We start from the raw sequence: 26,029 nt of genomic DNA on the forward strand, positions 1-26,029 counted from the left end.
TCTTTGCCAAATGATTTCAGGGATAAGAAATTTAAAACAATTTATTGCAAGCTCTTGGATAGGGATAATATTCCTTTCCCTGACCTTGATTTCCCTGCATCAACATGATCACCCATCAGGCGATCATACCTCCTGCAGTACCGCACATCACGATCACCATCATACATCCGATCATGAGGATTGTACCTATTGTTTTTTGTATTATCAGCAACAGGTCGATCAGTTATTGGAATGGAACTGGCAATTAACACCGTTTTCATTCGAACTCAAAAAAGAATACTTAACACAGCCTACTCTAGCTATATTTCTCCCGAAATTGTATAGTAAGGGGCTCCGTGCACCTCCTTCCCTAGCCTAATCATCAATCAGGTTCTTTTACACGAATACACAAATTACAGGTAATTCAAATTACACATGCGCAACTTGCTATTAGCAGGGCTACTCCTTAGTCTTTGGACTGTTGGATTGGCACAGACTAATGAATCATATTTACAAGGCATTGTCCTTGATAAACAGGCAAAGGGCATACCTTCTGCCACAGTAACTTTATTGAACTCCAATCAATCCACGGAAACGGATCTTGAGGGAAAATTCAGCTTTAAAACCCCAATAGGAAAAACGGATAATCAACTTAAGATTACCGCTTTAGGATATGTCAGTAAAACTATTTCCTTAGAAAATATTAATGGAAATAGAATCACCATCACCTTGACACAGGATGAACAGCGAATTGAAGAAATTCAAGTGAACGCGGTACGTCAGGAGCAAGTTACGGCGGTTAGACAAAGCCTGGATGAACAACAGATTCAAGAGAGTAAGGGCAAGGTATTGGCAGAGGTATTTGGTAATATGTCTGGGGTTAGTTTATTAAGCTCTGGGCATAGTGTTATTAAACCGGTAATCAATGGACTTCACAGTAACCGTATCCTTTTATTGAACCAAGGCATTAAGCAGGAAGGACAACAATGGGGATTAGAACACGCCCCAGAAATAGATCCTTTTTCAGCTGAACAATTTGAATTGATCAAGGGAGCTCAGGCAGTGCGTTATGGAGCCGATGCTTTGGCGGGTGTATTGATTGCTAAATCAAGCAACATTAATACCGCTAAAATTCAAGGTTTAGCTGACCTTATTGGATACAGCAATGGTCGTGGAGCGGCTGTCAATGCGCAGCTTTCAGGCGGTTTAAATGCCATCTCTGGATTAGGCTGGAAAGTACAGACTTCAGGTAAAAAATTAGGTAACAGCAAGGCTGCCGACTATTACCTAGGCAATACTGGAGTAGAGGAATTCAATTTCTCTGGGCAACTTCAGTATCAACTTAAAAACCAGAAATTCGATGCCTACTACAGCAGATTCCAAACGGACCTGGGTGTTTTCTATGGTGCCCATGTGGGAACCGTAGAGGATATTTTAGCACGTATTGAGCATGGAAAGCCATTGGAAAACTATGGTTTCAGTTACGATATCGGTGCTCCTAGACAACAAGTATCGCATCAATTGGGGCGCTTAAAATACCAAAACAGTTTTCAGTCCGGCTATGAGTTAGAGGTACAATACGGATGGCAGAGAAATCACCGTCAAGAGTTTGATCTTCGCCGTTCTGTGAGTGACGATGTACCCATGTCGGACATGGTTTTGGAAACGCAGAATCTAGAAGCTATTCTAAGTAAAAATGGACATAGCATAGGTATGCAGGCTGGAACACAAGTCAATAACAATGTACCCGGCACTGGAACAACACCGATCATTCCAAATTTTGACAGTTGGTCAATTGGTTTATTTGGTTTGCACCAAAAGACCTGGAATCGATTTACTGCCGAGGCTGGTTGGCGCTATGACTACAGACATTTTGATGCTGCAGGATATCGGTATAAGTATGTGGACAAGGATGATGCTCTTCCCCAACTTTATAAATTGGAAGATAACCGAGAGTTTCACAACTTCTCGGGATCTTTAGGGGGCTTATACCGTATCAACGACCTGTGGCGTTTAAAATCATCTCTAGGATTGGCCTGGCGAGCGCCTACAGCGAACGAACTCTACAGTGATGGCCTACATCATGGTGCAGGGATTTATGAGATTGGGCGTCTTAATTTAAAGGCTGAGCAAGGCTATAAATGGATCAACTCTATAAGTAGACAAAGCGAGAACTTCCAATTTCAAGCAGATGTATATGGGCAATACATCAGTAACTACATCTACTCCATGCCAAACCCGGATTCTGTTAGACAAACCATTCGCGGTACTTTTCCTGTATTTAGCTATACGCAACATAATGCTTTATTCTATGGGCTGGACTTGAATTTGAATTGGAAAATAGATCCTTCATTTCGCTATCAGGTGAATGCTGGTGTGGTACGAGCTAAAAACCTGGACCTAGACAGCTATTTGCCTTATATCCCTTCGGATCAAATGACACATAGTCTGCAATGGACTTATGACAGAAAGAATGAAGGCTATATCAAATTCAGTCATCACTTCGTGGCTAAGCAAGACCGTTATGAGGCAGGAGCTGATTTTGCAGCTCCACCTGCGGCTTATCATTTATTTCATTTTTATGCAGCGCAGCCTTTCCAGTTGGGCAATAACAAGGCATCTGTTGCTTTACGTGTAGAGAACCTGTTAAACAGATCCTATAAGGATTATATGGATCGATTCCGGTATTATGCCGATCGTCAAGGACGAAACATCGTCTTATCATTACACTATAACTTTTAAAAAACATTAAAATCAAAATCATGAAAAAATTAAATATCCTATTTATCGCTTTAATCTCTGTATCCTTATTTTCCGCATGTTCTAAAGATGATCCTGCACAAGAAGTTGATCAAGAAGAAGTTTCAGGAGCTACTTTAACCTTTACTGAGGTAAAAGCAGAAGCACATGATGATCATTTCCACTATAATGATTTCGAGGGCGCAGAAGTAGAGAAAATCGAATTCAAAGGAAACAACTTATTACCTGATGTAGGTGCGCATGTACACTTGGAAGTAGGTAAATCTTACCGTTTTAATTTAACGGTACGGGATTTCGCAGGACGCGAAAGCCAACAGACTTTCGTAGAACGTGATGACATACACTTTGCATTTTTATTAGGCATTCCTCAAGATGCTTTAACTGTAACCTATGCTGATAAAAAAGCAGATGGCACAAGAGTAAAAGTAGGTACAGTTGGATATATTACTGTTAAGAAAGAGACAAGTACATTTATTTTCAACTATGTATTAAGACACTTGAACCCTGGTGTTAAAGCAAGCCTTGATACAAAAACAGACATCTTCAATAAAGATTACACTAAATTTGGTGGAGCTAATGATTTGGATTTAAAATTCGAATTGCATTTAGTAGGTGAAGATGAGCATGATCACGCACATTAATTTGTAAAACCTTAGTGGGTAAGGTGTAAAATAAAAGGCTAATCGGAATCGATTAGCCTTTCTTGTTTTTGTATTTAGTGCCCGCGGCGGGAGTCGAACCCACATCGGCAGAACCGGAATCTGATATTCTATCCATTGAACTACGCAGGCGGCAGGCCAAAAATACTATTTTTTTGATGGCTTTCAATAGCTGCTATCATGATTTTTATCAATCCACTCATTTCGACCAGCATAATTCCTAACCCCTAAAACAAGAGCATGAATTTCAGGCTATTTCTGGGTGAAGCTATCCCCCTATTGCTATTGATTATTGGGATGCTGTGGCTTATATCAGCATATTGCTAAATAAGAAAAGCCATCCGATAAGGGATGGCTTTTCTGTATGTTATACAACATGGAATTAACCGTTATCTTGGTTTAATCCTTGTTTGTAGATCGCCTTCTTAATTTGGGTACGACGAGTGATCGATTTCTTCTCGAAAGCTTGACGGGAGCGTAGTTCTCTTAATACACCAGTTTTCTCGAATTTCTTCTTGAAACGCTTTAATGCTCTATCTAGAGATTCTCCTTCTTTTACATTTACAATAATCATAGCTTTTTATATACCTCCTTTCGTCGTAATATTCTTGGACTGCAAAGGTAGCGAAAGACAATGAATTACACAAGTGTTATTTTAATAAACCGAATTCGTTCACAATTGCTTCTAAAGGATGCTCTCTCGTACACAATGCGGTATGGATACCTAATTGCTTCGCTCCTTCTAAATGTTGTGGGCTATCGTCTATAAATAGGGTTTCTGAAGGATCTAGATCGTTTTCCTGAAGCACCAACTCGAAGATTTTAAGATCGGGTTTTCTTAACCCTGCCAAATGCGAATAATAGGTTTTCTCAAAGAATTGATCGTTACTTTCTACCTGATAGACTTCTTTGATGTGGTTCATGCAATAGGCATAATGAATCTCATTGTTGTTACTCAAGAGAAACATACGGTATCGAGCATGTAATTGTTCTAATAATTCGTGTTTTCCGGCAGGCACACCCACTAGTAGGGAATTCCAGGCATCATCAATCTGTTGGTCGGTAAGGTCTGGTCGGTTGGCCTTTTCCCTAACCCCATCACGGAATTGTGCAGCTGTAATTTCACCTCGGTCGAAGGCATCGAATAAGGAGTCTTGTCCCCGGTGACCAAAAAACTCGTCTACTTGTGAAATTCCTAAATCCAGGAATGCTTGTCGAACTCGCGCAAAGTCAATCATATAGATGACATTCCCATAATCTAGAATAACATTTTTGATATTTTGCATATAAAAAATTTTGTTTTCTCGTCCCAAATATCGATAATTGCATCGTCAAATAAGGCAGAAGGTTGTTTTATTTTGATGTTAAATAAGTAGCTCCTATAGCTCAGTTGGTTAGAGTAGAAGACTCATAATCTTTTGGTCACTGGTTCGAGCCCAGTTGGGAGCACTAAAAAAGCCTGTAAGTGAAAACTTACAGGCTTTTGGTTTTTTTTAAGGGGGGATGTTGGGGGGAATGATTAGGGCATGGTAATCTGAGTTTCAATGTTATTAAATACTCTTGAAAGCTCTATTTATCCCCTCAAAATTCCACTCATTAAATTGTTATAATTATTGAATTATCACATTATATAATAATATATTTATTGAATGTGATAATTATAACATCAGTATGGATTTAAACTTAACTCTTAAAAATTTAATTAATGATACCATTGCCCCACTATTAAAATCAATGGGTTTTAAAAAGAATGGAAACAATTTTTATAGAGAAATTGGAGAAATAGGACAATGTGTTAATGTACAACAAAGCCGTTGGAATTCTGTAGAATCAAAAGAGTTTACAATAAATGTCGGTCTCCTTCATAAAGGAATTTTAAAGACACACCTAAACAAAGAAATTCCAAAATTTCCAAAAGAATATGATTGTCTTGTCAGTACTAGATTGTCGCATCTAAAAATCAAAGGTGATCATTGGTATGAATTAAACACAAATACAGCTTTTAAAGCTATAGCTAATGAAATTAACAATGATGTCATTTCTTATTTAATTCCGTTCTTAATACAGTATGATCAATTTAACAATTGGATCGATCTTGTCACAAATAGCAATAATATAATTGTTAGTGACATTACAAAGTTCTATATTCTAACTGAATTAGGTCAGTTAAATGATGCTTGTAAGATTATTATTAAACCTTTATAATCCAAAATGATGAGAAATGATAACCCTATATACCAGATTCTCAAATGGAGTACTTGGAAAGTAATCTGATAAGATAAATTAAGAATTCTCTTTCTTTCATTTACATCGATTTAAGCATGGCTATTTTTCACAGCTATACCAATATGATTAATTAATTCTGATGAGTGATATACCTTATTTCTGTTACAAAATCTCCAACTTTTAGGCTTGGTCATCCTTGGTGTTTTTCGAAAAACATCTATTTATAGATATACTTTTATTATCAGATTCAACTATTTTTAATATGCTTTTAAAATTTTTAAGTTCTTGTCTTTGTAACTTTCAATTATTTTACCATTTTTAACCTCAAATAGAGTTTATCGATTTACTTCAATGATACAATATTTAAATACTTCTTGAATTTGCTTGGATCCTCTAATACAAGGAAATTCAGAATAATTTGTCCATTGCACTAAATAATCATTTTTCAACTCCAAATTATAATAATACTCTTTGCTTACCGTCCAGTGTTTTTTCAACAAAGGATCATTTTGCAGATTTATATCAAAAAAATATTTGTTTTTAGGTAAGCTTTCAATATTCCAACCAGCATAATTAGCATTTATTATTGAACCATGGTGAAAGGAGAAATTCGAGTCTAATGAACCCTTTGTACTTATATCATTTTGATAGTATGCCTTATCATTTGTTAGAATAAATACAAAACCTTTCTCAATTGCATACTTTTCGATTTTTAGATTTTCTATATTTAGACTTTCTATTTTCACATTTTCAATTCGATAAATATCCTTTCTAAAACTATATCTACCTACGTCGTTAGCTCCGTGGTTGGCTAAATCAAAGTTTTCTAAATTATCAGTAATCAAGGCCCTCTTTGTTTTGTATTTAATTTCAATTGGAAAAACTTTCTTAAGTTCATTATCCAAAACAACGATATCAATTGGCGCTCTAACATCTATAATTTTTCCATCAACAGAATGCATTTGAATTATAATTGGTCGCTCCAATCTAACATTGAAACCAGGGTACAATTCCTTAATAACTAATGCCATCTCTAATTTCAAATCATCTTCAGAATGAAATACACCTCTTTTCTCTTGTAGTTTATTTATAATTAGGTTAAAATTCATAATTTTTATCTTTTTATCTATGGAATTGTATGCCGATTTCATAAAACACTCATCCAATATACTGAGAATGGCCCAAAATCTAATAACGGATCAATATTACAATTTACATCTATAAAAATGAAACGTTAGCAACCTTTCTTTTTAACCTAAAATATTGTCTAATAAAATGAAACTAAATTTTTAGCAATAATCACAATTTCATAATAATTATCCATCAATTTTAATACTTATTATTCCCTCAGCATTTAACCTTCCCACTTTAAAACTTATACGAGACTTGAAACATGGCGTTTCTACCTCGAATTCGATAACCTTGATGAATTAATATTCCTGGAATACTATATGGAATTTCATAATTATTTTGATTTACGATATTAGAAACCGTGAATTCATATTCAAATTTCTTGGCACCTTTATATCTTAAATTGAAGTTTAAATTGTAATAATCTAGTTTATTTTGCAAATCTATTAAATGGTTACTAAATCCATTGACAGTGGTAAAAAGCCTGGATTTATAGGAATGGCTTAAGGACAAACTGTTCGTAACAACTTTAGCTTGCTTTGAGAAGTTTCTTAAACCATCTTCTGTTCGGATATAATCGAAAGAACTAGAAGCAGACCACTGAACCTTACTAATTATGCCATTAAAATTAATTTTAGTTCGCCAATTCTTATTTAAAAATTCCTTTTCATCTTCATTGAACAATTGTTGGTTCATAGCTTCTGAATAATTAACTTCTAGGGATGAAGATGCTTTGATCAGATGAATAAACTTACTAAGCTTAGCATTTAACTCGTGTCTTAAAGCATAATTAGCCCGGTCTATATAATTAATTTGAGTATTATCCTGCTCAATATTCACCTGGATCATGAGGTTTCTTCTTTCTCTTGTGAAATTATACCTCATATTCAGAAACAACATCGGACCTGGCATTTCGATCTGATAGCTGATATAATAATTCTGCAATTTAGAATTTGGCAAAATACCATTTGATCGTCTAATGGTCCTGAAATCAGAAAGTATATAGCCCTGGTAAATATCTGTTATTTCTCCAAAAGTTTCATTCAACCAAATCTGCCCATTAATCTTTTGTGTTGACGCGATATTCACTTGAAAATCCATTTTAGGATTAAACAACAAGTTTTGCTTTAGCTTTTTTAATGCAAAACCATCGTCCTTATAAGATATGGATTGCAAACCAAATGGTATTTTTAAAGTTATTTTCCAATTCGGTTTATCCCAGAAATAACTGGGCTGTACGGCAATAGCATATTGACTCCAGGCTAGTTCATTTTTAAACTCCAATGGTGATGGTTCAGTAAGCTCTTTATCGAAATTAGTATTAGAATTCAGCGTATTGTATGTTATCCTAGAAGATATACCGTAAGATTGCTTCAGATTTTTCCAATCTTTTAATTGGTAATCTACCATTAATTGGTTCTCAACATGATTCTTTTTAAAATCCTGCCTTATACCTAAAACATGCGAGACCATCGGTAATACGGTTAAAGGTTGGTCTGGCCAAATCATAGATCGTTCCGGAAGTTGACTAGCTTTCGTAAGCATGGTAACTTTCCAAAAGTTCTTATTATTGTTTGGAATATAAGTGAACTCATTTGAAAAGTGAATTCCCCCCTGTCTTAAACTATCTTTTAATTGCAGATTAGGTGATTGAATGAGGTCGGTTATCTGGTGTATTCTCCAGCTTAATTTTAGTTCATTTTTAAAAAACCGAACATCCGTATTCTTTAAGAGGTTTGCCTGCCAATCAATCTTTAAAGGTTTATAGATCAAATCGCTAAATTCTTGATTTATCAACTGCTGATCAGTAAGCGTATATTCCTGCCTTATAAAATTAGAGGAATGGTTTTTTTCATAAAATACCCCTAGGTTAAGCCTAATTGACCAATCATCCTTCAATTGCCTAAAGTAATTACTTAACAAGGTCGTATTGAAATTCTTATAAAAATTACTTTTCGGTAGAAAAATTGGCGATATCAAACCTGTTTGCAAATTAAATCTTTCATCCAGCATTCCCCATTGGTTTGCATGATCAGCATAACCATAGGACAAATCTCTTCCGCTGTTATCGACTAGTAAAGAATTTAGCGTTTTGAATTTATCGTTGAACTGTATGGTGTTCGTTTCTACTAAAAATTGCTTAGGAATTCCTAAACCTGCCTTTACTTCACCCATCCAATGTGATTTCATACCTTCTTTCACTTTCAAATTGAGTGCTACATCTGTGGAATGTAACTTGTTTTTTAAAGCGCGAATAGGCTGGTGATTTCGATAAACTTCAATTGCTGTTATGATCTCTTTCGGGATTTGCTTAGTCCCGACTCCATAGCGACTACCAAGTACATCTTCTCCATCAATTAAAAATTGCGAAATATCTTGGCCATTGTAGGTTATTTTTCCCGAAGATGAAACTTCAAACCCAGGCATGCGAGAAAGGACATCTCCTATACTTCGATCGATTGAATCTGCAAATTGTTGAACTCGGTAAACCAAGGTATCAGACTTTTCATAAACTGGAGGGATTTTCCCTATAACTTCCTGAATCTGTTGTGTTTTTTCAGAAACTGTGAAATTATAAACCTGCTGGTTTGCATTTATTGGGATGGATTTTTTTTGATATGAAATGTGGTTAAACTCCAAAATTAATTGATCAACATCCTCCGCTTGATTTAAACTTATTTTATACTTCCCCGCTTGATCAGTTCTAGTAAACCCGAGAATTTTGTTTTCTCTTTTCACCGATATACTTGCTCCAATTACCGGTTCATTTTTTTCATTCCAAATCTGACCTTCCACCTTAAGCTGACCAAAAACTGGAATTGAAAGAATTATAAAGAAGATCAAATAAAAGAACTTCTTCATAAATCCCTATTTTTTTAAGGAAATGGGATTAGAGATCTGCTTAGTCCACGAATTTGGATGACCAACGCCATAATCATATCCTCCCCCGTGACTCTGCACCAAAGGATTATCGTATTGAATCCTATAGGCCTTCAAATCACTTAATGCTAAGGATTTTCGTTTTTGAAATTCGTCCTTTGATATTTTAATGGGTTCCCAAAAGTTATCAATCTCAATAAATTGATAACCTTTCCTTTTTTGCAATACTTCATTTATCGCATTTCCAATTTCCATTCCTTGAAATGAAAATTTGACTTCCTTATTCTGATCGTAAGCTTCCATGATTAATCCAGGCAAACCCCGAAGCAACCATGGTCCTGCAGGTATGGCTATTTCTGAATTGTACCAAGCGAACCATTTTCGTCCTTGATATGATGTACTGGCTAAATGACATCTTTTTCCAGAGATGTTCTTCACACTATCCAGCAAATCCCAAGTAATGGGTTCTAATTCATCTTGATACATATAGTGCCTTCCAAGGTAATCATCGATAAGAATATCGTCCGCATTATAGGATATGATAAACTCTTCTATGGTGACAGTTCTTCCAGTTAACCCTGTAAAATTCGTGATTCCACTATTCAACTGCGCAATTATCATTTCATGATTTGTATTATGGGTTTTAATCTTATCATAACTTACAAATTTGGAGTGACCTTCACCAACTAACAGCATCATGGTTTCTTTGTAGACTTCCTTTGGCTTTGATTTATCTCGGATATGCTCCAAGTTATAATAAGCTCTATACAAAACCTCCTCCTTTATGTTAAAATCTATAGGTGGTATTGACGTTGGACAAAAAAATACAGTAAAAAGTACAGCAAAAAATGATTTCATATTTTTAAGGTTTTTATTGGAAAATCATGCTATTAACCCCAATAGTTCCCATCAAAAGATAGCCGAAACATTTTAAGATCAGAAATATTCGAGAAAACAATTACAATGTTATAATTAAATAAATTATTACTTATTTATAATTATAAGATAAAAATATGAAATAATATTGTAAATAAACCTATAATAAAATAATTTTTGAAATTAAGGTTAATAAGAATTTCTGATATGACCCCCTTTTTATAAAAAGTCTTCATAGCTCCGTAGAACTCACAGACTTCCATATAGTCTTATTTAGTATAAGCTAGCCACAAAAATCAGAAAGTGCGTTTCAATCTCCCCCCCCTTTATTACTTACCTTTCAGTTTTTGCAAACGATCTTTAGCACCAGGGATAATATCATCATCTCCTTCATAATTTTCAAGGATACTTTCTAATGTACTTTTCGCTTGAGCCTTATCCCCTTTTCGAGCATAAGTATCTGCCAGCAACAGAAAACTCTTCGCTACCCAATAATCTTGTTCCTCCATATTATTTACCACATCAAAGGCAGATTCCTGAGCTTTATCGTATTGTTTACTGTTATATTGCATTAGCCCCAATAAGTACCTTGCTTCTGCACTAGCGGCAGACTTGCTTTTCAGGGCCGCCAGATTGAGTTCTTTTGTTGCAGCCGTGACACTCTTTTTCTGTTGCAAGGCCTTCGCACTGTATAAATGTGCTGTAGCTATTTCTTGATCAGTGGCTCCTTTGTATTCCTTAACTAATTTCACATACTTATCCATCTGCTCAAAATCACCAATTTCATAATAACAAATCATCAAATTAGTAACAGCATAACCATAGTTATTTTTGAAGTCTGTATTAAGCTCTAACTTTTTGAGGTGGACAATTGCCTCATTGTATTCTTTTAAGCTAAGATACAAGGCCGCTACAGTAACCAGGGTTTGCTCTGTGTATGGACTTGTCCAATCGTTCAAGATGATATTCAGGTCATGCAAGGCTTCCTCTGGTCTTCCAGTATGGTATAAACTCACCCCACGGATAAATCGAGCGTGTTTTTCTTTTCTAGGTTTTGGGAATTTATCAAAATAAGCATCGATAGCCTCTGCTGCAGGACCATATCTACCTCTTGAAAACAAGGTAAAGCCTGCCTGAAAAGCTAGGTTATCCTGCTCCGCCTCACTTAAGTCTTTAATGTTGCTACTGGTAGCAAACTGAATGTAGCTTGTAGCGTCTCCTTGATCCAGGTAGATACTCTCGATGGAATGTAATGCTTGAGAAGCCTCTCCTGTGGTAGGATACTCTTTAATCACCCTTTCAAAGGTAGCTTTGGCGGCTTCGGTGTCATTTTTATTGTACTGCACAAGTCCAATCGTCATTAATGCTCTAGGCACATAACTACTGCGCGGATATTGCTTAATCATCTTTTGCAATCCATCTATGGCTTCATCGTAATCTCCTTTTACAAAAGAGATATAAGGGATCTCAAAGGCTACATCATCCGCATAGTTTGACTTTGGAAATTTCTGTACAACTGACTTCAAGGTATTGCGCTTAGCCTCATTGTCACCTTGTAGTCCCTGTATAATTCCGTGCTGAAATAAGGCGTAATCTTGATTAGGTGCTTTTGCACTAATCAGCTGATCATAATAATCATTTGCTCTTCCGTAATCGCGCATAGATAGATAGGAATCTCCTAAACGAGCTAACACATCATATCGAATATTTTTATCGGAAGAACCTTCCTCCGATGCTAAAAAACGTTCAAAATAATTTGCTGCTAGGCTATACTTATTAATACGGAATGCTGCATATGCCAAGGCATAATTCGCATAATTGTAAACTGAGGTGTTTTTCGCTGCAGGCATCTGAAGGAATCGGGTAAAGTTATCTACTGCTTCACCATACTTACGAACTTCATACATGGCCTCCGCTTTCCAATAAGTCGCTAAAGCGGCCATCTCCGGATCATACTGATATTTCTCCGATCGCATGAACATGGAAATACTATTTTCAAATGCTCGTTCATTATAGAACTCCAAGCCACGGTAATAGGTAATCCTTTGATATACCTGTTCAGCCTTTTGATCTTTATTATTGAAGGATTCTAATAAATACACCCCTACTTGAAAATTACTCGAACCAGCTAAAACTTTAGCCATTCTGGACTCTGTAGTCTCTGCATTATTAGCATCATCAACCAGGTCCTTATTTTTCATGATGATGAACTCCTGAAGTGGCTTCAACGAAGCTTGTAGGGAATCAAGTTCAAATAAGGTTTTGGCATAGTTATATAGAGCATCTGATTTCAATTCCTCATCGTAATTGAGAGAAGAAGCTTTAAAAAATAAATTTCTTGCAGCTGGTTTATCGCCATTTTTAATAGCAATACGTCCTAATGCGATCAAAGCGCTTTGATAGAAAGCATCTAATGGTTTTACTTGTTGCAAAATAGAGGTTGCCCTTGGGTTTTCACCAGCTAAATAAGCCAAAATACCGATTCTGTTGTTATCGATATTACTGGCCAATGAATTGGGATAGCGTTGAGGTAATGGACTATGATAAGGCTCTTTAAAGACGTTTTTTGAATAATACATACTTGCCGCTATCTGGCGAAGTTCTAATTCTAAAGCCTTTCTATCAATCTTCATATCTGGGCTACGTCGAACCTTTACCGCATCTGCTAAAACAGGGCGATACTCTCGAACAATTTCAATAGAATCCATAACGCCAGATTGTGATTCAGCTGTTGGTTGCGTAGGCTTAGCCTTCTCCACAGGCTGTTTTTTCACTTCCTGAGCATATCCCGTAACTAATAAAAGTGATAAACCTCCGGTTAGTATATGTTTTAGATGATTATAGTTGAATCTATGTTGTTGTTTCATTTCTTTCTCTATTTCAAAGCTTTTCTATAGATAATCATGCTAAAGGAAGCATAATAAGTAGTGTAAGACCCTTTAACAAGCAATATCAATACTAACAAAATCCTAGCCATAATTACTGAATTTTGCAATAAATGGAAAAGCCAATGCCTCCTATCCGAAAATTAACAATTACCATGGTTTTAATCGAAATGGGTATATATATTTGATCAAACCCAACATTTCGTAAATCTTCCTCTTTACACAGGAACAATTTGACCTTCTTCATGTTCTAACAGAGAAGACTATAGAAAAACGATGTTAACATTCAGAAAAGAGGGTATTTACTGTGAACCTGGGAAATTTTATATAGATCCTTGGTTACCTGTTGACTTTGCCATTATCACCCATGCACATGCAGATCATGCACGTGTCGGGATGAAAAACTACTTGTGCCATAAGCTTACAGAACCGATCTTGAGATTACGATTGGGCATAGACATCAAAGTGCAGGCAGTTGATTACAATCAAGAATTGACAATAAATGGTGTTAAGGTTTCTTTACACCCAGCTGGACATATTATTGGTTCGGCCCAGATTAGGATGGAATACAAAGGAAAAGTCACAGTGGTAACTGGAGATTATAAATTACAAAACGATGGACTATCCACGGCATTTGAACCTATAAAATGCCATGAACTAATTTCAGAAAGTACCTTTGGACTTCCCATTTACAATTGGCTTACGGTTGAACAGATTAATCAAAATTTACGAGATTGGGTTCAAAACAATCAGAGAGAAGGAATTACTTCCATTCTCATTGGTTATGCTCTTGGAAAAGCACAAAGGATTATGAAAGCGTTGGATGGCCTTGGTGATCTATATGTACATTATGCTATATCGCGTATAAACCAAGCCTTCACTACTTCAGGCATCGAATTACCAGCTTATAAAGACATTGATTTCAACAATAAACCCAAGAACTTTAATTCGGGGATTATCATTGTCCCTCCTTCCCTTTTTGGTTCGAATATGCTCAAGAGTATCCCCAAATCTTATACAGCCATTTGCTCAGGCTGGATGCAAGTGCGTGGTGCTAGGCGATGGCGTTCTGCCGATGCTGGATTTGCAATTAGTGATCATGCAGATTGGCAAGGATTACTTACAGCAGTTCGAGAATCCCAGGCTGAAAAAGTCTATGTTACGCATGGTTTTAAAGCCGAGTTTTCTAGGTACCTCCGAGAGCTTGGCATTCAAGCTGAGGAGATTAAAACAGAATTTGGTGTAGAAGAGGAAATTGATGAAACCTTAATTCAATAAAATGAAGGTATTAGCAAAATTGATTAATGCGCTTGACAGCACAAATAAGACCAACAGCAAAATAACTGCAATTGAAACTTTTTTGAATGAATCGTCTGAATTGGACAAGTATTGGTTTATGCTGTTATTTACTGGAAAACGTCCTAGGCGATCTGTTAAGACCTCAGCTATGCGAGAATGGGCAGCACAAATTAGCCAAATACCCGAATGGCTGTTCCAAGAAAGTTATACGGCCGTTGGAGATCTAGCTGAGACGATTTCACTTATTATTCCTCCTGCCACTCGTACGATTGATAAACCACTAAATACTTGGATGCAAGAAATCATCTCCTTGCAACATAAAAATGATACGGAGGTTCAGGCTTATATCAAAGAATCTTGGGCACAGTTAGGTCAAGTGGAACGTTTTGTATTCAATAAATTATTAGGCAGTAGTTTCCGCATTGGCATTTCCTCCAAAACTTTGATCAATGCTTTTGCTAATTATTATCAAGTGGATTCAAATTTAGTAGCCCATAGTTTAATGTCGGAATGGGATCCAAATGAAATCAGCTTTGAGGATTTTATAAAAGGAGTGCATATTAATCATAATTTATCAGCTCCTTATCCCTTTTGCCTAGCAAATCCGCTTAATGATGAATTGGAAAGTTTAGGAAAACCTGAAAATTGGCAAATAGAATACAAATGGGATGGCATCCGTGGGCAGATTATTTTTCGATCTGGGGAATTGTTTATCTGGTCAAGAGGAGAAGAAATGGTAAATGAACAATTTCCTGAGCTTTTAAATGAATTCGAAGAATTGGAGAGGGAATTTGTTATTGATGGTGAAATTGTTCCTTACAACCTATCTGGGGTTATGAATTTCAATCAATTGCAGCGAAGGTTAAACCGAAAAAACATCAGTAAAACACTTTTGGAAGAAGTGCCAATTCGGTTTATTGCATTTGATATCTTGGAGGATAATCGGGAAGATCTCAGAACCTTACCCCTCAGAGAAAGAAGAGAAAAATTGCTTCAGCTTTTGAAAGAAATTAATTCAGAGAAATTCATTCCTTCTCAAGAAATTATTGTTGGAGATTGGGAAACGCTAAAAGAAATTCGAGAAAAATCTGCAGAAATAAATGCGGAAGGATTAATGTTAAAGGCTAAAGATTCTGCTTATCAGGTTGGACGTAAAAAAGGTTATTGGTGGAAATGGAAAATAGACCCAATGACCATAGATGCTGTTTTAATATATGCTCAACGCGGTAGTGGACGGAGAAGTGGACATTATACCGATTATACTTTTGCGGTGAAAGATGGGGATAAACTAGTAACTATTGCTAAGGCTTATTCTGGTCTTAACAATAGCGAGATAGCTGAGGTAAGTAAATTTGTCCGTGAAAACTCTTTAGAGAAATTCGGGCCCGTAAGAACGGTTAAACCAGAACTTGTATTTGAAATCGCATTTGAAGGAATAGCACTTAGTAATAGACATAAATCTGGAGTAGCTCTCAGGTTTCCAAGGATAGTGCGATGGCGTCGGGATAAAAGTCCTTCAGAAATTGATGACATTCAAGAAATAAAAAAACTAATTATTCAATAACGCTTTACATAAAACGATATTAATAGCTGAGGAAATCGCATTTATTGAACGAATTACATTATTCTAAACATTCCATATTATTTGATTGTTCCCTATAAAAGACATAACTATGGCAGAGAAAAATATCAAAAACAAAGAAGCACAAGAAAAATTTAAAGCTATTATAGATCAAATTGACATTGGAACAATTTGTAGCTTTAATGCAGATTCTCCTTATCCCCATGGAGTTCCTATGAGTCGTCAAGAGGTGGAAGAAGACAGCAATGTATGGTACATTTTATCTGCAGAAAGTGAAACCTTTAAAAATTTAGAAAAAGATAATAAGATTTCGGTTTTCTACGCTGACCCTAAGAATTATACATTCTTGAGCGTCAATGGCACTGCTAGCCTATCCCGGGATCAAGAACGTATTGATAAATATTGGAACAAAATGATGGAAGGTTGGTTTGAAAAGGGAAAAACAGACCCGAATATTCGCATTCTAAAAGTAAATCCTGAGGAGGCGCATTATTGGGATAGTGGTTCAAATAAAATTACCATGTTGTTTGGCATGATTAAAAAAATAGTAACCGGCAGTAAGGAAGATGTAGGAAACGAGGGAGATTTGGAACTATAATTCTTAAAACAGATTATAGATTAAGGCTATTCCAATAATTAAGAATAGCCTTTTATATTTTATATTAATTTCTATTTATCGGAATTATTCAAATTATTCTATCTATTTTGCAGCACATCGGAAAGCTTTAAGAACGCCTTAAATTACTTTCCTATGAAACACACTGACAAACCAAAAATGGATAAAATTAACTGTGAAGACGAGCAAATTCAATTTCTCGGAACTATACAAAACGTAGGTTTTCTAATCATCTCCAATAAGGATGGTCAAATTGAGGCTGTCAGTGATAATATAAGTGAATACATTTCAACGATTAGCTATTCCTCAATTCTAAATAAGAATGTCGCTCAGGTCATCTTCCCTTTAACCAATGACGAAAAGGTACTCCATAACCTTTTCAATGAGATTAGTGCTAGTCAAGAGTATAAACGGTCAACTCAACTTATCACATTAAATGGAAAAACATACTATCTCAGCATATCAAATGAAAAAGAAAAAGTCTATTTAGAATTTGAATACTGCATTAGCACTGATTTTAGTAAAACTAATATCATTAACAATAAGCTAATCAATCTTCAAAATGAAGAACAAGACGTCTGGAAGATATTAACAGAAATAATTTCTAAAAACTTAGAAGTTGACCGAGTGATGGTTTACCAGTTTAATGAGGACAGTAGTGGCGTCGTTATTGCTGAGACTTTAATGAGTGCGAAATTAGATTCTTATTTAGGTTTAAACTATCCAGAATTTGATATTCCAAAGCAGGCCAGAGAATTATATAAAACAAAACATTGTAGATTTATAGTTGACACCGATGAATCAGGTTCAAAGATAATTTCAGAGTCGAATGAAAACATCAATCTTCAAGAGGTTTCTATTAGAAGGTTATCACCAATCCATCTACAATATTTGAAGAATGCAGGATTTAGGTCAAGCATTAGTTTTTCCATCATCATTAGAGGAGAACTCTGGGGATTGCTGTGCTGTCAACATGAATCGCCCAAACATATCGATTTGGCAATTCGAAACTTTGCTTTGATGACCTGTAACTTCGCTGCAAACAAGCATCAGCAGTTAGAGGATAGAGAAGAAATGTCCTATTTGAATGAAGTTCAAACGCTCGAATTACAATTAAAGGAAAAGTTATTATTGAAATCAAATATTTTCCTTGAATTGAAAACCTTCTCTACGGAATTAATGAAAAAATTAAATGCTGATGGAATAGCGATCAGTTATGATGATTCCATTTATCAGGAAGGTTTATTCCCAAATAAAGAAATACTTAGATCACAATTCAACCGTCTAAATCAATTAGCAAATAATCATGTTTTTACAACACATGAGCTTTTTAAAGTACCTGAAATAAATGAAACCTTTGAAAAAGATATAGCCGGTTTGGCATTTATAGAAATTGATCATTTAAAGAATTTTTATATATGTTGGTTTAGGAAAGAAATAATAATCGATCGAGAGTGGGCAGGAAAACCAGAAAAACATTATCAAGAAAATAACAAGACAGGTCAATTATTTCCTTCGCCAAGAACATCATTTGAAGTATGGAAGGAACAGGTCAATGGATCTTCAAAAAAATGGAGCCTGAAACATCTACACTTCTTAGCAAGGATAAGAGAGTTAATTCGAGATTCCTTATTAAATAAGGCCGCGGAAATCGAGATGTTGAATTCACAATTAATTGAGATGAACAATGCCTTGGACACGTATGCTTATACCATAAGTCATGATCTGAAAAACCCCTTGTCTGCGATTAAAATATCGGCAGAATTCTTACAATATAAAAAGGAAATCAGTCCCAATCTATTACAAAAAATGAGTTCCAATATATTAGAGTCAGTTCAGATAACTTTAAATATGTTAGATAAGATACATCAATTTTCCAAAGCCAATGCTTTCTACATGGAAAAGGAAACTATTGAACCGGAAAGCTTTATAAATGAAATTATAGATAACAGTAAATACCGATATGGTTCAAATAATGTAGAAATTGAAGTTCAAAACTTGTTACCCGTGCAAGGAGAAAAGACCTTGTTGTATCAGTTATTTTTAAATCTAATTGGTAATGCTATTAAATATTCTTCAAAATCCGAATCTGCAAAAGTAATTATAGGTTCTGTAGAAACAGACAATGGAGTTATATATACCATTTCAGATAATGGAATTGGAATTGACGAAAAAGAATTAGAAACTATTTATCAAATGTTTAAAAGAATGTCCAATTCAACTGGATTTGAAGGATCCGGTATAGGTATGTCCATAGTTAAAAGGATTGCTGATAAATTGGATATTGATATCAGCATTAGCAGTAAAATAAATCAAGGCACAACTGTAAAACTCATGTTCCCCTTTCAATAGGATTTAATGAGAGGATTTATTAACCCTGCAATGTTTAAATGATAAATTTGGGTCAATTTATCTCAGGCAAATAGATTTCCCATTGCATTGAAAACTTCATTTGCTTTATTTTTGAGCTGTTCCTTGTCTTTTTCTCCTAATTCTTCGTCTAATAACTCTTTAAATTTGGTCCATCTATTCGAAGACTCTTCTGTATTTGATTTCAAAAAATTAAAGGGACCCTCAATTCCTCTGTCCTGTATCATTTTCGCAATATATGGTCTCCCTAAACTGGAACCCATTAAAACATATTGTGCTATAAGGGCATCTGCGTAATTATCTATAGAAGGAAAATTGAATTCCATTTGTTCTGGAGTAGGAATCCCAAGAATATCCAAGTCCGCTTTGATGTCTACAGAAGATGCGTCGAATTGATATTGTGGTATCAATGTATTTAAATATTCTGCAGTAGCTTCTTCTACTTTGGTATGGAAAACATAAAACTTTTTTAAAAACTCACCATACTTATTATCCGTATCAATCTCTTTAATATGTTTAATAACCAATTTCTCTGTAGCTTGATGAGCCTTTAATGTATCTGATTTCAAAAATAAGGAAGTTTGCATAGTATGTATTTTACAAAATAGAATAAATAGCGTGATTTATCTTGTCATTTGACAATGCCGAAGATAGACTAATATCTTCAAATGCCTGTCTGTTTTATTTCATTTTCTCGTATAGTGAAAGTACTCCAAGTACAACACACAAACTTGTTACAAAAAAATTAAAGGACCTAAATATCCGTAAATCAATAGAAAAGATTTATTGATTGACCAACTTTAGGATTCCCTTATAAATCTCCTAGATCCTTTCTTAAATATTAGCTTAAACAGCTATTTATCCAACATTATTAATTACACAAGTAGTTAAATACTATTTAGTATTTCAGCAAATTATTTCACAAATCAAGCCTTTTATTATGGAAATCATTATAAATAAAATCTATTTCGCTTTTTATTTCCTACTAATTGAAAATATTATTAATTATTAAAACTTTATATATTTGACCCCATACTTTATTAAATGAAAAACCAATAAGCCTACTACTTATTGAAAAAATTTAACAGATAAACTAAACATCTTTTCACGAAACACAAAATTATGAATCAAAAATTACTCAGCTTCATTCTGATGTGCTTGCTATTCGTTGGGACAGCCACAGCACAAGAACGGCAAGTAAGAGGTAAAGTAACATCAGCATCGACTGGTGCAGCCTTAGCGGGTGTATCTGTTCATGTAAATGGTACTAATACCGCTACGCAGACAAATAATCAAGGTGATTATTCCATTGCCGTACAAGGAAACAATGCAACTTTAGTATTCACATCAATAGGATATGGATCAAAACGTGTTGCTGTAGGAACACAAACAAACCTTAATGTAACTCTTTCACTAACGGAAAATGAATTAGAAGAAGTTATTGTTACTGCCCTAGGGGTTAAAAGAGAAAAGCGGGAATTAGGTTATTCCGCAGAGCAGGTGGACAATAAAACAGTTAACAAAGCCAGTGCAGTAAACATTGCAAATGGACTACAAGGTAAAGTATCCGGATTAAATGTGACGACGACCAGCTCTGGTGTATTTGAGGATGTTAAAATCAACCTTCGCGGTATTCGCTCATTAACCGGAAATAACAATCCTTTGTTAGTAATGGATGGTGTTCCGATGGAGCTAAATTACTTATCATCTATCAACCCGAATGATGTAGATAATGTTTCTGTTCTTAAAGGAGCTGCTGCAGCTGCAATTTATGGTCCTGATGCCCGTAATGGTGCTATTTTGGTGACAACGAAAAAAGGCTCAGAGACAACTTCCATTAACATCAGTCACTCTGCACAATGGCAGAACATATCTTTCTTCCCAGAACTACAGAAACAATTTGGTAATGGTGCTGACGGAATGATCATTCCCGAAGAAAACTGGTCTTGGGGTCCTGCTTTTGATGGCAGCATTGCAAATATTGGTCTTCCCCTACCTGATGGCAGCCAACAAACTACCAAATATGAAGGAACAGATGAACGCCAGAAATTTTACGATACGGGTGTCACCAACCAAACAAATGTTTCAATCAACAGCAAGGACTTCTTCCTTAGTTTAGAAAACTCCGATATCAAAGGTATTGTTCCTGGAGATAAAAACAGAAGAAATGGAATCCGGATGAATGCTCAACGCGAATACGGGATTTTTAGAGCAGGTGCTAACTTCAATTACACTCAACAGAATTACAATATCTTCGATCAAGTAGGTCAAGAAACATATTTTACGAATCAAGGTACAGGTGGTAATGATGGTTTATTCAGCCAATTAATCAATACTCCTGCACACATTTTAGTAACCTCTTATAAAGATTATAAAAATGACAAATGGGCGAAGTATGATAATTGGTTTACCAATTATGGTCTAAACCCATACTTCTCTATTGGTAACTGGCGTAACTTAGGAAAAAAACAAGACCTAATCAGTAACATTGATCTTGGACTTAAACCATTTGAATGGTTAGAATTCACCTATAGAGCTAGTCTAACATCCCGAGGTATTGCTGAACGATACATTACTGAAGGTGTTACCTCTTCTGCTTTTGGTCTAAGCCGTGGAAAGGACAACATCACAGCGGCTCTTCAAGAATACACCTTGAACCAAACATTCTTAACTTCAGACTTATTTGCCAATGTCACCAAGCAAATTGATGATGACTTCAAGTTCAACGGTATTTTAGGAACGTTTGTTAGACAAAAAGAATACAGAACGACTTCCGTAGGAACTGATAATCTAATTATTCCAGAATTACAAAACATTGCCATCCGTTCAGGAAATCTGACTGGTGGATCCAATGGTTATAAATCACGTCTTTTCTCTGTTTATGGAAGCGCTGGCTTAAATTATAAAAACTGGGCGAATGTAGAAGTAACAGGCCGATGGGATAAAACCTCTACCCTAGCCCCTGGAAACAACTCTTATTTCTACCCTGGAGTCAATGCTGCAGTCGTACTTTCAGATGCACTAGACATGCAATCCGAGTTCTTTAACTATTTAAAACTTCGTGGTGCATGGACTAAAACGGCAAACTCTGATATTAGCCCTTATTCACTTGAAGCTACCTATGCTCAAGCAAATGGATTTCCTTTAGGCGGTATCACTGGATTAACAGCTAACAACACTACGTATAATTATAACCTAAAACCAGAACGTATTAACACTACTGAAGCTGGTTTTGAGGCCGGTCTATGGAACAATAGATTGACTTTAGAAGCTACTTATTTCCGTTCAATCAACTCGGATCAGATTATTGATGTAAGTATCTCCGAATCGTCGGGATTTGCTCGTAGCTATACCAATGCCGCATCCTTTATAAGTGAAGGTGTAGATTTCGATTTTAATTTATCTCCATTAATCAAATTTACTGATGGTGGAGTCAACTTTAGAGGTAATTTCCTTTGGAACGACTCTGAAGTGACCAGTATTTATGAAGCACAGAAACTTAATCAACTTCAAGTTGGTGGAGGATATGTTGCAGCTACAAATTATGCAATTGTAGGACAACCTGCTTTTGTTATGCGTGGTACAGACTACGAACGAGATGATCAAGGTAGAATTATCGTATCAGCGGCTGATGGTCGTCCATATACAGCTACTACACCAGTTAACTTTGGTAGAACATTGCCAAAATGGATCATAGGATTAAATCCATCAGTAAATTATAAGAACTTCAACTTATCTGCTTTATTCGAATATAAAGGAGGTCACGTTGCATCTTTCTTTGGTTTAGGATCTGACATGTCTTGGACTGGGGTATCTATTGCAACAGCATACAATGACCGCCAGCCATTTATCCTTCCTAACTCAGTGATCGAAGATCCAAATAACCCTGGACAATACATCGAAAACACAACTGCCAAGATTGGAGAGAACGAAGAAATGTATAACTATTACACTGGAGAATTTGGAAACACAGCTTCTAATTTCGTTGTCAGTGCCAATCAATGGAGATTACGTGAAATGGCCTTAAGTTATGATATTCCAACTACTTGGTTAGCAGCCAGACAAAAAGCATTAAAAAGTGTGTCAATTTCTCTTGTGGGAAGAAATTTAGCACTATGGCTACCAAAAGAAAACACTTTTATGGATCCTGATTTCGACAGTTTCTCAGGTTCAAACCCTAATGCCTTTGGTAACATCAATTCTACATCCAATCCTCCAGTTAGGAATTTCGGATTTACAATTAATGCAAGGTTCTAATTTAAATTCGACAGCAATGAAACAAAAAATATTATTGGCAATATTAGCGACAACTCTAACATTGTCTGGCTGTAAGGACAGCTTTTTCGATATCAACATCAACCAGAACGCCCCAACCAATCCATTAGTAACTCCACAGCATTTGTTGCCTATGGTATTGAAACAAACAGCCACCAGAATGGGTACTCAATATTCATGGACAGCATCATGGTGTGGTTACTATGGTCGGGGAGCAGACTACGGGCAAAGTATTCCATTGGAAAACTACAACATCACCGCAACATTTCAACAAGGCCAATGGGCGAACAGTACAACAAGTTGGTATGATGTTCTGAATGATGCAGAATTGATGATTAAAAAAGGTGAGGAATCTGGTCAACCCTTCTTTATTGGTGCTGGTAAAATCATCCGCGCTATTGGATTTATGTATTTGGTAGACATGTACAACAATGTACCCTACTCAGATGCATTGAAAGGTGAAGGTTCAGTTGCCCCTGCCTATGACAAAGGTGAAGACATTTACAAAGGTCTACTTGCAGAATTAGAGGAAGCACGTGTTATCTTTAAGGCTAACCCTGAAATCTCTGAAGCAACTGCAAAATCCGATGTTTTATTTGCAGGTGATCTAACCCAATGGAGAAAATTAGCCAATACACAATCGCTAAAGTTGTTAATTCACCAATCTGAATTTGTGACTAATCCAAGTGATGAGATAGCTAAAATTACTGCAGATGGAAGTGGATTTATCGAAGCTGGCGAAACTGCAATGCTAAGCTTGCTATTCTCCAACAACATTAACCAAGTAAACCCTGTTTATAACACTTACGTAGCTGATCAAAGTGGTATTCTTATGGATGGTTTTAATAGAGTAAGTCATTACCTGATGAACCGATATAAGGATAATGACGATATTCGTTATCAATATTTGTTCTTACCTGCTCAGAATCCCAAAAACCCTTCTGACAGATGGATAGGTTCATACTTTGGATCTCCTACTATTGCCGGATTACAATCTGGAAATCAATCTATCGTTGTAGGGACTGGTATACTATCAGATGGGACCCAACCTTTATGGTTCTTTACATCCATGGAAAGCCTATTTCTTCAAGCCGAAGCGATACAACGTGGATGGCTACCTGGAAATGCTAAGTCCGTATATGAAAGTGCAGTAAAAGACTCTTTCAATTGGTTAGGGATCCCTACAGCTGACACTGAAGCGGACAATTTACTAGCTAATTCTGCCAGTTGGGATAATGCGAGCAACAAACTTGAACTTATCATCAATCAAAAATATTTGGCATTGCCAAGTATCAATAACTTCGAAGCTTGGGTAGATTATAGACGATTGGGTTATCCTTCCGATATACCACTTACCCAAAACCAAAGTGCTCAGGGACGCAAGATACCTTTGCGCTTAGTGTATCCTCAAAATGAATACAGCTACAATCAAGATAATGTTCAGGCTCAGGGTGATATTGACCCACAGACTAGCAAAATCTTCTGGGATGTAAATTAATCTATGTTTTTTATTATTTAATCGGAGAGGCTGCCCGCGAGGGGCAGTCTCTTTTTTTTACAACTCAATAAAACTTAAATTCATCATACTAAAAAAGGGACTGTCCTAAAACAGCCCCTTTAAATTTAGGCAAACGAGTTGATTACCATATTTAGATGTATTCATCTATTCTTAATTTAGATCAAACACCACTTTTACTGGTCTATGATCCGATGCATATTCATCTTGAATTACAGTAATAGACTTTTGATGCCAAGGGAAATTTTTCGTTGCAATATAATCAATCACATTCCTAGGATTAACCTGCGGAACAGTAGGCTCGCAATCTTTCAAACAAGTTCTTTCAAAAGACTTATCCAATATCTTAATAGCTTCGGAGTTAGGCCAGCTATTCAAATCTCCACATAGTATCATAGGATTTATATTCTTCTCCGCCAAGTCCACTAAATAAGCCATCTGCATATTTCTATTTGCATGACCTTTAGAAGAGTCTAAGTGTGTATTGACCACAGACACCCATTGCCCATTTATTTTCACCTCTAACAGTGCTAAAATTCGCTCCTCAGCCTTTTCAACCTGTGGCAACTTTATGGTTTTGGCATTACGAATCGGAAGTCTGCTCAATATTGCAACACCATAGCTTCCTTCTTCAAAATCAATAGCTTTATAAAAATGATAAGACATGTTCAATTGCTTTGCGATTTCCTTTGCTTGATTAAAACCAGCACTTCTAAATGTATTTACATCAACCTCTTGTAAAGCTACGATATCCACATCAGCATCCTTGATCACCTTGCAAACAGCATCTAAGTCAATAAAATTAGTCTTTGAAGGAGGATTTGCATGATGGATATTATAACTCAGAACAGCAAGTTCTTTAGGATTTGAATCCACTGCTTTTTTATAAGAATCACACGAAGACATCATTGCTATTACCCCAAGAGAAAGGCTAAATAACAAAGTATTACAAAATTTATAGTTCATTCTATTAAT

Annotated in this window: 19 protein-coding genes and 2 tRNA genes; 11 read left to right on the forward strand and 10 right to left on the reverse strand. The window is 35.8% G+C overall.

Annotated features, from left to right (window positions below; translation table 11 throughout):
* Positions 1-41: 41 nt before the first annotated feature.
* On the reverse strand, positions 42-260 hold the full coding sequence (locus ACP6L2_RS05950) for a hypothetical protein (RefSeq protein WP_440508358.1): 219 nt from the start codon (positions 258-260) through the stop codon (positions 42-44).
* 154 nt (positions 261-414) lie between these two features.
* Here ACP6L2_RS05950 and ACP6L2_RS05955 point away from each other — a divergent pair, with 154 nt between their 5' ends.
* Together ACP6L2_RS05955 and ACP6L2_RS05960 are read left to right on the forward strand one after the other, a co-directional pair.
* Positions 415-2,721 (forward strand): TonB-dependent receptor, encoded by a 2,307-nt coding sequence (locus ACP6L2_RS05955; protein ID WP_440508359.1) that lies wholly within the window; start codon positions 415-417, stop codon positions 2,719-2,721.
* Positions 2,722-2,741: 20 nt separating this feature from the next.
* Complete coding sequence (locus ACP6L2_RS05960; protein ID WP_344674105.1) at positions 2,742-3,380, forward strand: hypothetical protein; 639 nt, start codon at positions 2,742-2,744, stop codon at positions 3,378-3,380.
* Between the two features lie 78 nt (positions 3,381-3,458).
* Here ACP6L2_RS05960 and ACP6L2_RS05965 read toward each other — a convergent pair.
* The 3 genes from ACP6L2_RS05965 to ACP6L2_RS05975 form a co-directional block, all read right to left on the reverse strand.
* A tRNA-Arg gene (locus ACP6L2_RS05965) sits at positions 3,459-3,530 on the reverse strand.
* Positions 3,531-3,780: 250 nt separating this feature from the next.
* Entirely contained in the window at positions 3,781-3,972 is a 192-nt protein-coding gene (gene rpsU, locus ACP6L2_RS05970; protein WP_344674104.1) for a 30S ribosomal protein S21, read from the reverse strand.
* Positions 3,973-4,048: 76 nt separating this feature from the next.
* Positions 4,049-4,684, reverse strand: a complete 636-nt coding sequence (locus ACP6L2_RS05975; RefSeq protein ID WP_440508360.1) for an HAD family hydrolase — start codon at positions 4,682-4,684, stop codon at positions 4,049-4,051.
* Between the two features lie 89 nt (positions 4,685-4,773).
* Here ACP6L2_RS05975 and ACP6L2_RS05980 point away from each other — a divergent pair.
* Both ACP6L2_RS05980 and ACP6L2_RS05985 read left to right on the forward strand, forming a co-directional pair.
* Positions 4,774-4,847 (forward strand) — tRNA-Ile (locus tag ACP6L2_RS05980).
* A gap of 222 nt (positions 4,848-5,069) precedes the next feature.
* A complete protein-coding gene (locus ACP6L2_RS05985) occupies positions 5,070-5,603 on the forward strand; it encodes a DUF4304 domain-containing protein (RefSeq protein ID WP_440508361.1) in 534 nt (177 codons plus the stop codon).
* Positions 5,604-5,959: 356 nt separating this feature from the next.
* On the opposite strand, the gene ACP6L2_RS05990 is transcribed toward ACP6L2_RS05985, so the two are convergent.
* The 3 genes from ACP6L2_RS05990 to ACP6L2_RS06000 all read right to left on the reverse strand — a co-directional run bounded on the left by ACP6L2_RS05990 (position 5,960) and on the right by ACP6L2_RS06000 (position 10,385).
* Positions 5,960-6,733, reverse strand: coding sequence for a hypothetical protein (locus tag ACP6L2_RS05990; protein WP_440508362.1), 774 nt, complete (start codon positions 6,731-6,733; stop codon positions 5,960-5,962).
* 259 nt (positions 6,734-6,992) lie between these two features.
* Positions 6,993-9,617 (reverse strand): carboxypeptidase-like regulatory domain-containing protein, encoded by a 2,625-nt coding sequence (locus ACP6L2_RS05995; RefSeq protein WP_440508363.1) that lies wholly within the window; start codon positions 9,615-9,617, stop codon positions 6,993-6,995.
* 6 nt (positions 9,618-9,623) lie between these two features.
* Complete coding sequence (locus ACP6L2_RS06000) at positions 9,624-10,385, reverse strand: GLPGLI family protein (RefSeq protein WP_440508364.1); 762 nt, start codon at positions 10,383-10,385, stop codon at positions 9,624-9,626.
* Between the two features lie 34 nt (positions 10,386-10,419).
* Between ACP6L2_RS06000 and ACP6L2_RS06005 the strand changes: the two genes are divergently transcribed.
* Positions 10,420-10,569 (forward strand): hypothetical protein, encoded by a 150-nt coding sequence (locus ACP6L2_RS06005; protein ID WP_440508365.1) that lies wholly within the window; start codon positions 10,420-10,422, stop codon positions 10,567-10,569.
* A gap of 271 nt (positions 10,570-10,840) precedes the next feature.
* Here the strand turns inward: ACP6L2_RS06005 and ACP6L2_RS06010 are convergent, their stop codons facing one another.
* Positions 10,841-13,378: a tetratricopeptide repeat protein gene (locus ACP6L2_RS06010; RefSeq protein WP_440508366.1), complete on the reverse strand. Its 2,538-nt coding sequence runs from the start codon at positions 13,376-13,378 to the stop codon at positions 10,841-10,843.
* 294 nt (positions 13,379-13,672) lie between these two features.
* On the opposite strand from ACP6L2_RS06010, the gene ACP6L2_RS06015 reads away from it, so the two are divergent.
* The 4 genes from ACP6L2_RS06015 to ACP6L2_RS06030 all read left to right on the forward strand — a co-directional run bounded on the left by ACP6L2_RS06015 (position 13,673) and on the right by ACP6L2_RS06030 (position 19,245).
* Entirely contained in the window at positions 13,673-14,674 is a 1,002-nt protein-coding gene (locus ACP6L2_RS06015) for a ligase-associated DNA damage response exonuclease (protein ID WP_440508367.1), read from the forward strand.
* A 1-nt stretch (position 14,675) separates the two neighbouring features.
* Positions 14,676-16,259 carry an ATP-dependent DNA ligase gene (locus ACP6L2_RS06020; RefSeq protein WP_440508368.1) on the forward strand — a complete coding sequence of 528 codons (1,584 nt, stop codon included), beginning with the start codon at positions 14,676-14,678 and terminating at the stop codon, positions 16,257-16,259.
* Positions 16,260-16,368: 109 nt separating this feature from the next.
* A complete protein-coding gene (locus ACP6L2_RS06025; RefSeq protein WP_440508369.1) occupies positions 16,369-16,875 on the forward strand; it encodes a pyridoxamine 5'-phosphate oxidase family protein in 507 nt (168 codons plus the stop codon).
* Positions 16,876-17,028: 153 nt separating this feature from the next.
* Positions 17,029-19,245: an ATP-binding protein gene (locus ACP6L2_RS06030; protein ID WP_440508370.1), complete on the forward strand. Its 2,217-nt coding sequence runs from the start codon at positions 17,029-17,031 to the stop codon at positions 19,243-19,245.
* A gap of 62 nt (positions 19,246-19,307) precedes the next feature.
* Here the strand turns inward: ACP6L2_RS06030 and ACP6L2_RS06035 are convergent, their stop codons facing one another.
* On the reverse strand, positions 19,308-19,850 hold the full coding sequence (locus ACP6L2_RS06035) for a biliverdin-producing heme oxygenase (RefSeq protein ID WP_440508371.1): 543 nt from the start codon (positions 19,848-19,850) through the stop codon (positions 19,308-19,310).
* Between the two features lie 535 nt (positions 19,851-20,385).
* On the opposite strand from ACP6L2_RS06035, the gene ACP6L2_RS06040 reads away from it, so the two are divergent.
* Together ACP6L2_RS06040 and ACP6L2_RS06045 are read left to right on the forward strand one after the other, a co-directional pair.
* Complete coding sequence (locus tag ACP6L2_RS06040; protein ID WP_440508372.1) at positions 20,386-23,520, forward strand: SusC/RagA family TonB-linked outer membrane protein; 3,135 nt, start codon at positions 20,386-20,388, stop codon at positions 23,518-23,520.
* A 16-nt stretch (positions 23,521-23,536) separates the two neighbouring features.
* Positions 23,537-25,036 carry a SusD/RagB family nutrient-binding outer membrane lipoprotein gene (locus tag ACP6L2_RS06045; protein ID WP_440508373.1) on the forward strand — a complete coding sequence of 500 codons (1,500 nt, stop codon included), beginning with the start codon at positions 23,537-23,539 and terminating at the stop codon, positions 25,034-25,036.
* Between the two features lie 171 nt (positions 25,037-25,207).
* Here the strand turns inward: ACP6L2_RS06045 and ACP6L2_RS06050 are convergent, their stop codons facing one another.
* A complete protein-coding gene (locus ACP6L2_RS06050; RefSeq protein WP_440508374.1) occupies positions 25,208-26,020 on the reverse strand; it encodes an endonuclease/exonuclease/phosphatase family protein in 813 nt (270 codons plus the stop codon).
* Positions 26,021-26,029 lie beyond the last annotated feature (9 nt).

Source organism: Sphingobacterium lactis (genome assembly GCF_051951495.1).
Classification (GTDB): domain Bacteria; phylum Bacteroidota; class Bacteroidia; order Sphingobacteriales; family Sphingobacteriaceae; genus Sphingobacterium; species Sphingobacterium lactis_A.

Bases quoted from the DNA above. Each gene is read 5' to 3' on its own strand.
- ACP6L2_RS05950 (WP_440508358.1), bottom strand. From the start codon at position 260: ATGAAAACGGTGTTAATTGCCAGTTCCATTCCAATAACTGATCGACCT.
- ACP6L2_RS05955 (WP_440508359.1), top strand. From the start codon at position 415: ATGCGCAACTTGCTATTAGCAGGGCTACTCCTTAGTCTTTGGACTGTT.
- ACP6L2_RS05960 (WP_344674105.1), top strand. From the start codon at position 2,742: ATGAAAAAATTAAATATCCTATTTATCGCTTTAATCTCTGTATCCTTA.
- rpsU (WP_344674104.1), bottom strand. From the start codon at position 3,972: ATGATTATTGTAAATGTAAAAGAAGGAGAATCTCTAGATAGAGCATTA.
- ACP6L2_RS05975 (WP_440508360.1), bottom strand. From the start codon at position 4,684: ATGCAAAATATCAAAAATGTTATTCTAGATTATGGGAATGTCATCTAT.
- ACP6L2_RS05985 (WP_440508361.1), top strand. From the start codon at position 5,070: ATGGATTTAAACTTAACTCTTAAAAATTTAATTAATGATACCATTGCC.
- ACP6L2_RS05990 (WP_440508362.1), bottom strand. From the start codon at position 6,733: ATGAATTTTAACCTAATTATAAATAAACTACAAGAGAAAAGAGGTGTA.
- ACP6L2_RS05995 (WP_440508363.1), bottom strand. From the start codon at position 9,617: ATGAAGAAGTTCTTTTATTTGATCTTCTTTATAATTCTTTCAATTCCA.
- ACP6L2_RS06005 (WP_440508365.1), top strand. From the start codon at position 10,420: ATGTTAAAATCTATAGGTGGTATTGACGTTGGACAAAAAAATACAGTA.
- ACP6L2_RS06010 (WP_440508366.1), bottom strand. From the start codon at position 13,378: ATGAAACAACAACATAGATTCAACTATAATCATCTAAAACATATACTA.
- ACP6L2_RS06015 (WP_440508367.1), top strand. From the start codon at position 13,673: ATGTTAACATTCAGAAAAGAGGGTATTTACTGTGAACCTGGGAAATTT.
- ACP6L2_RS06020 (WP_440508368.1), top strand. From the start codon at position 14,676: ATGAAGGTATTAGCAAAATTGATTAATGCGCTTGACAGCACAAATAAG.
- ACP6L2_RS06025 (WP_440508369.1), top strand. From the start codon at position 16,369: ATGGCAGAGAAAAATATCAAAAACAAAGAAGCACAAGAAAAATTTAAA.
- ACP6L2_RS06030 (WP_440508370.1), top strand. From the start codon at position 17,029: ATGAAACACACTGACAAACCAAAAATGGATAAAATTAACTGTGAAGAC.
- ACP6L2_RS06035 (WP_440508371.1), bottom strand. From the start codon at position 19,850: ATGCAAACTTCCTTATTTTTGAAATCAGATACATTAAAGGCTCATCAA.
- ACP6L2_RS06040 (WP_440508372.1), top strand. From the start codon at position 20,386: ATGAATCAAAAATTACTCAGCTTCATTCTGATGTGCTTGCTATTCGTT.
- ACP6L2_RS06045 (WP_440508373.1), top strand. From the start codon at position 23,537: ATGAAACAAAAAATATTATTGGCAATATTAGCGACAACTCTAACATTG.
- ACP6L2_RS06050 (WP_440508374.1), bottom strand. From the start codon at position 26,020: ATGAACTATAAATTTTGTAATACTTTGTTATTTAGCCTTTCTCTTGGG.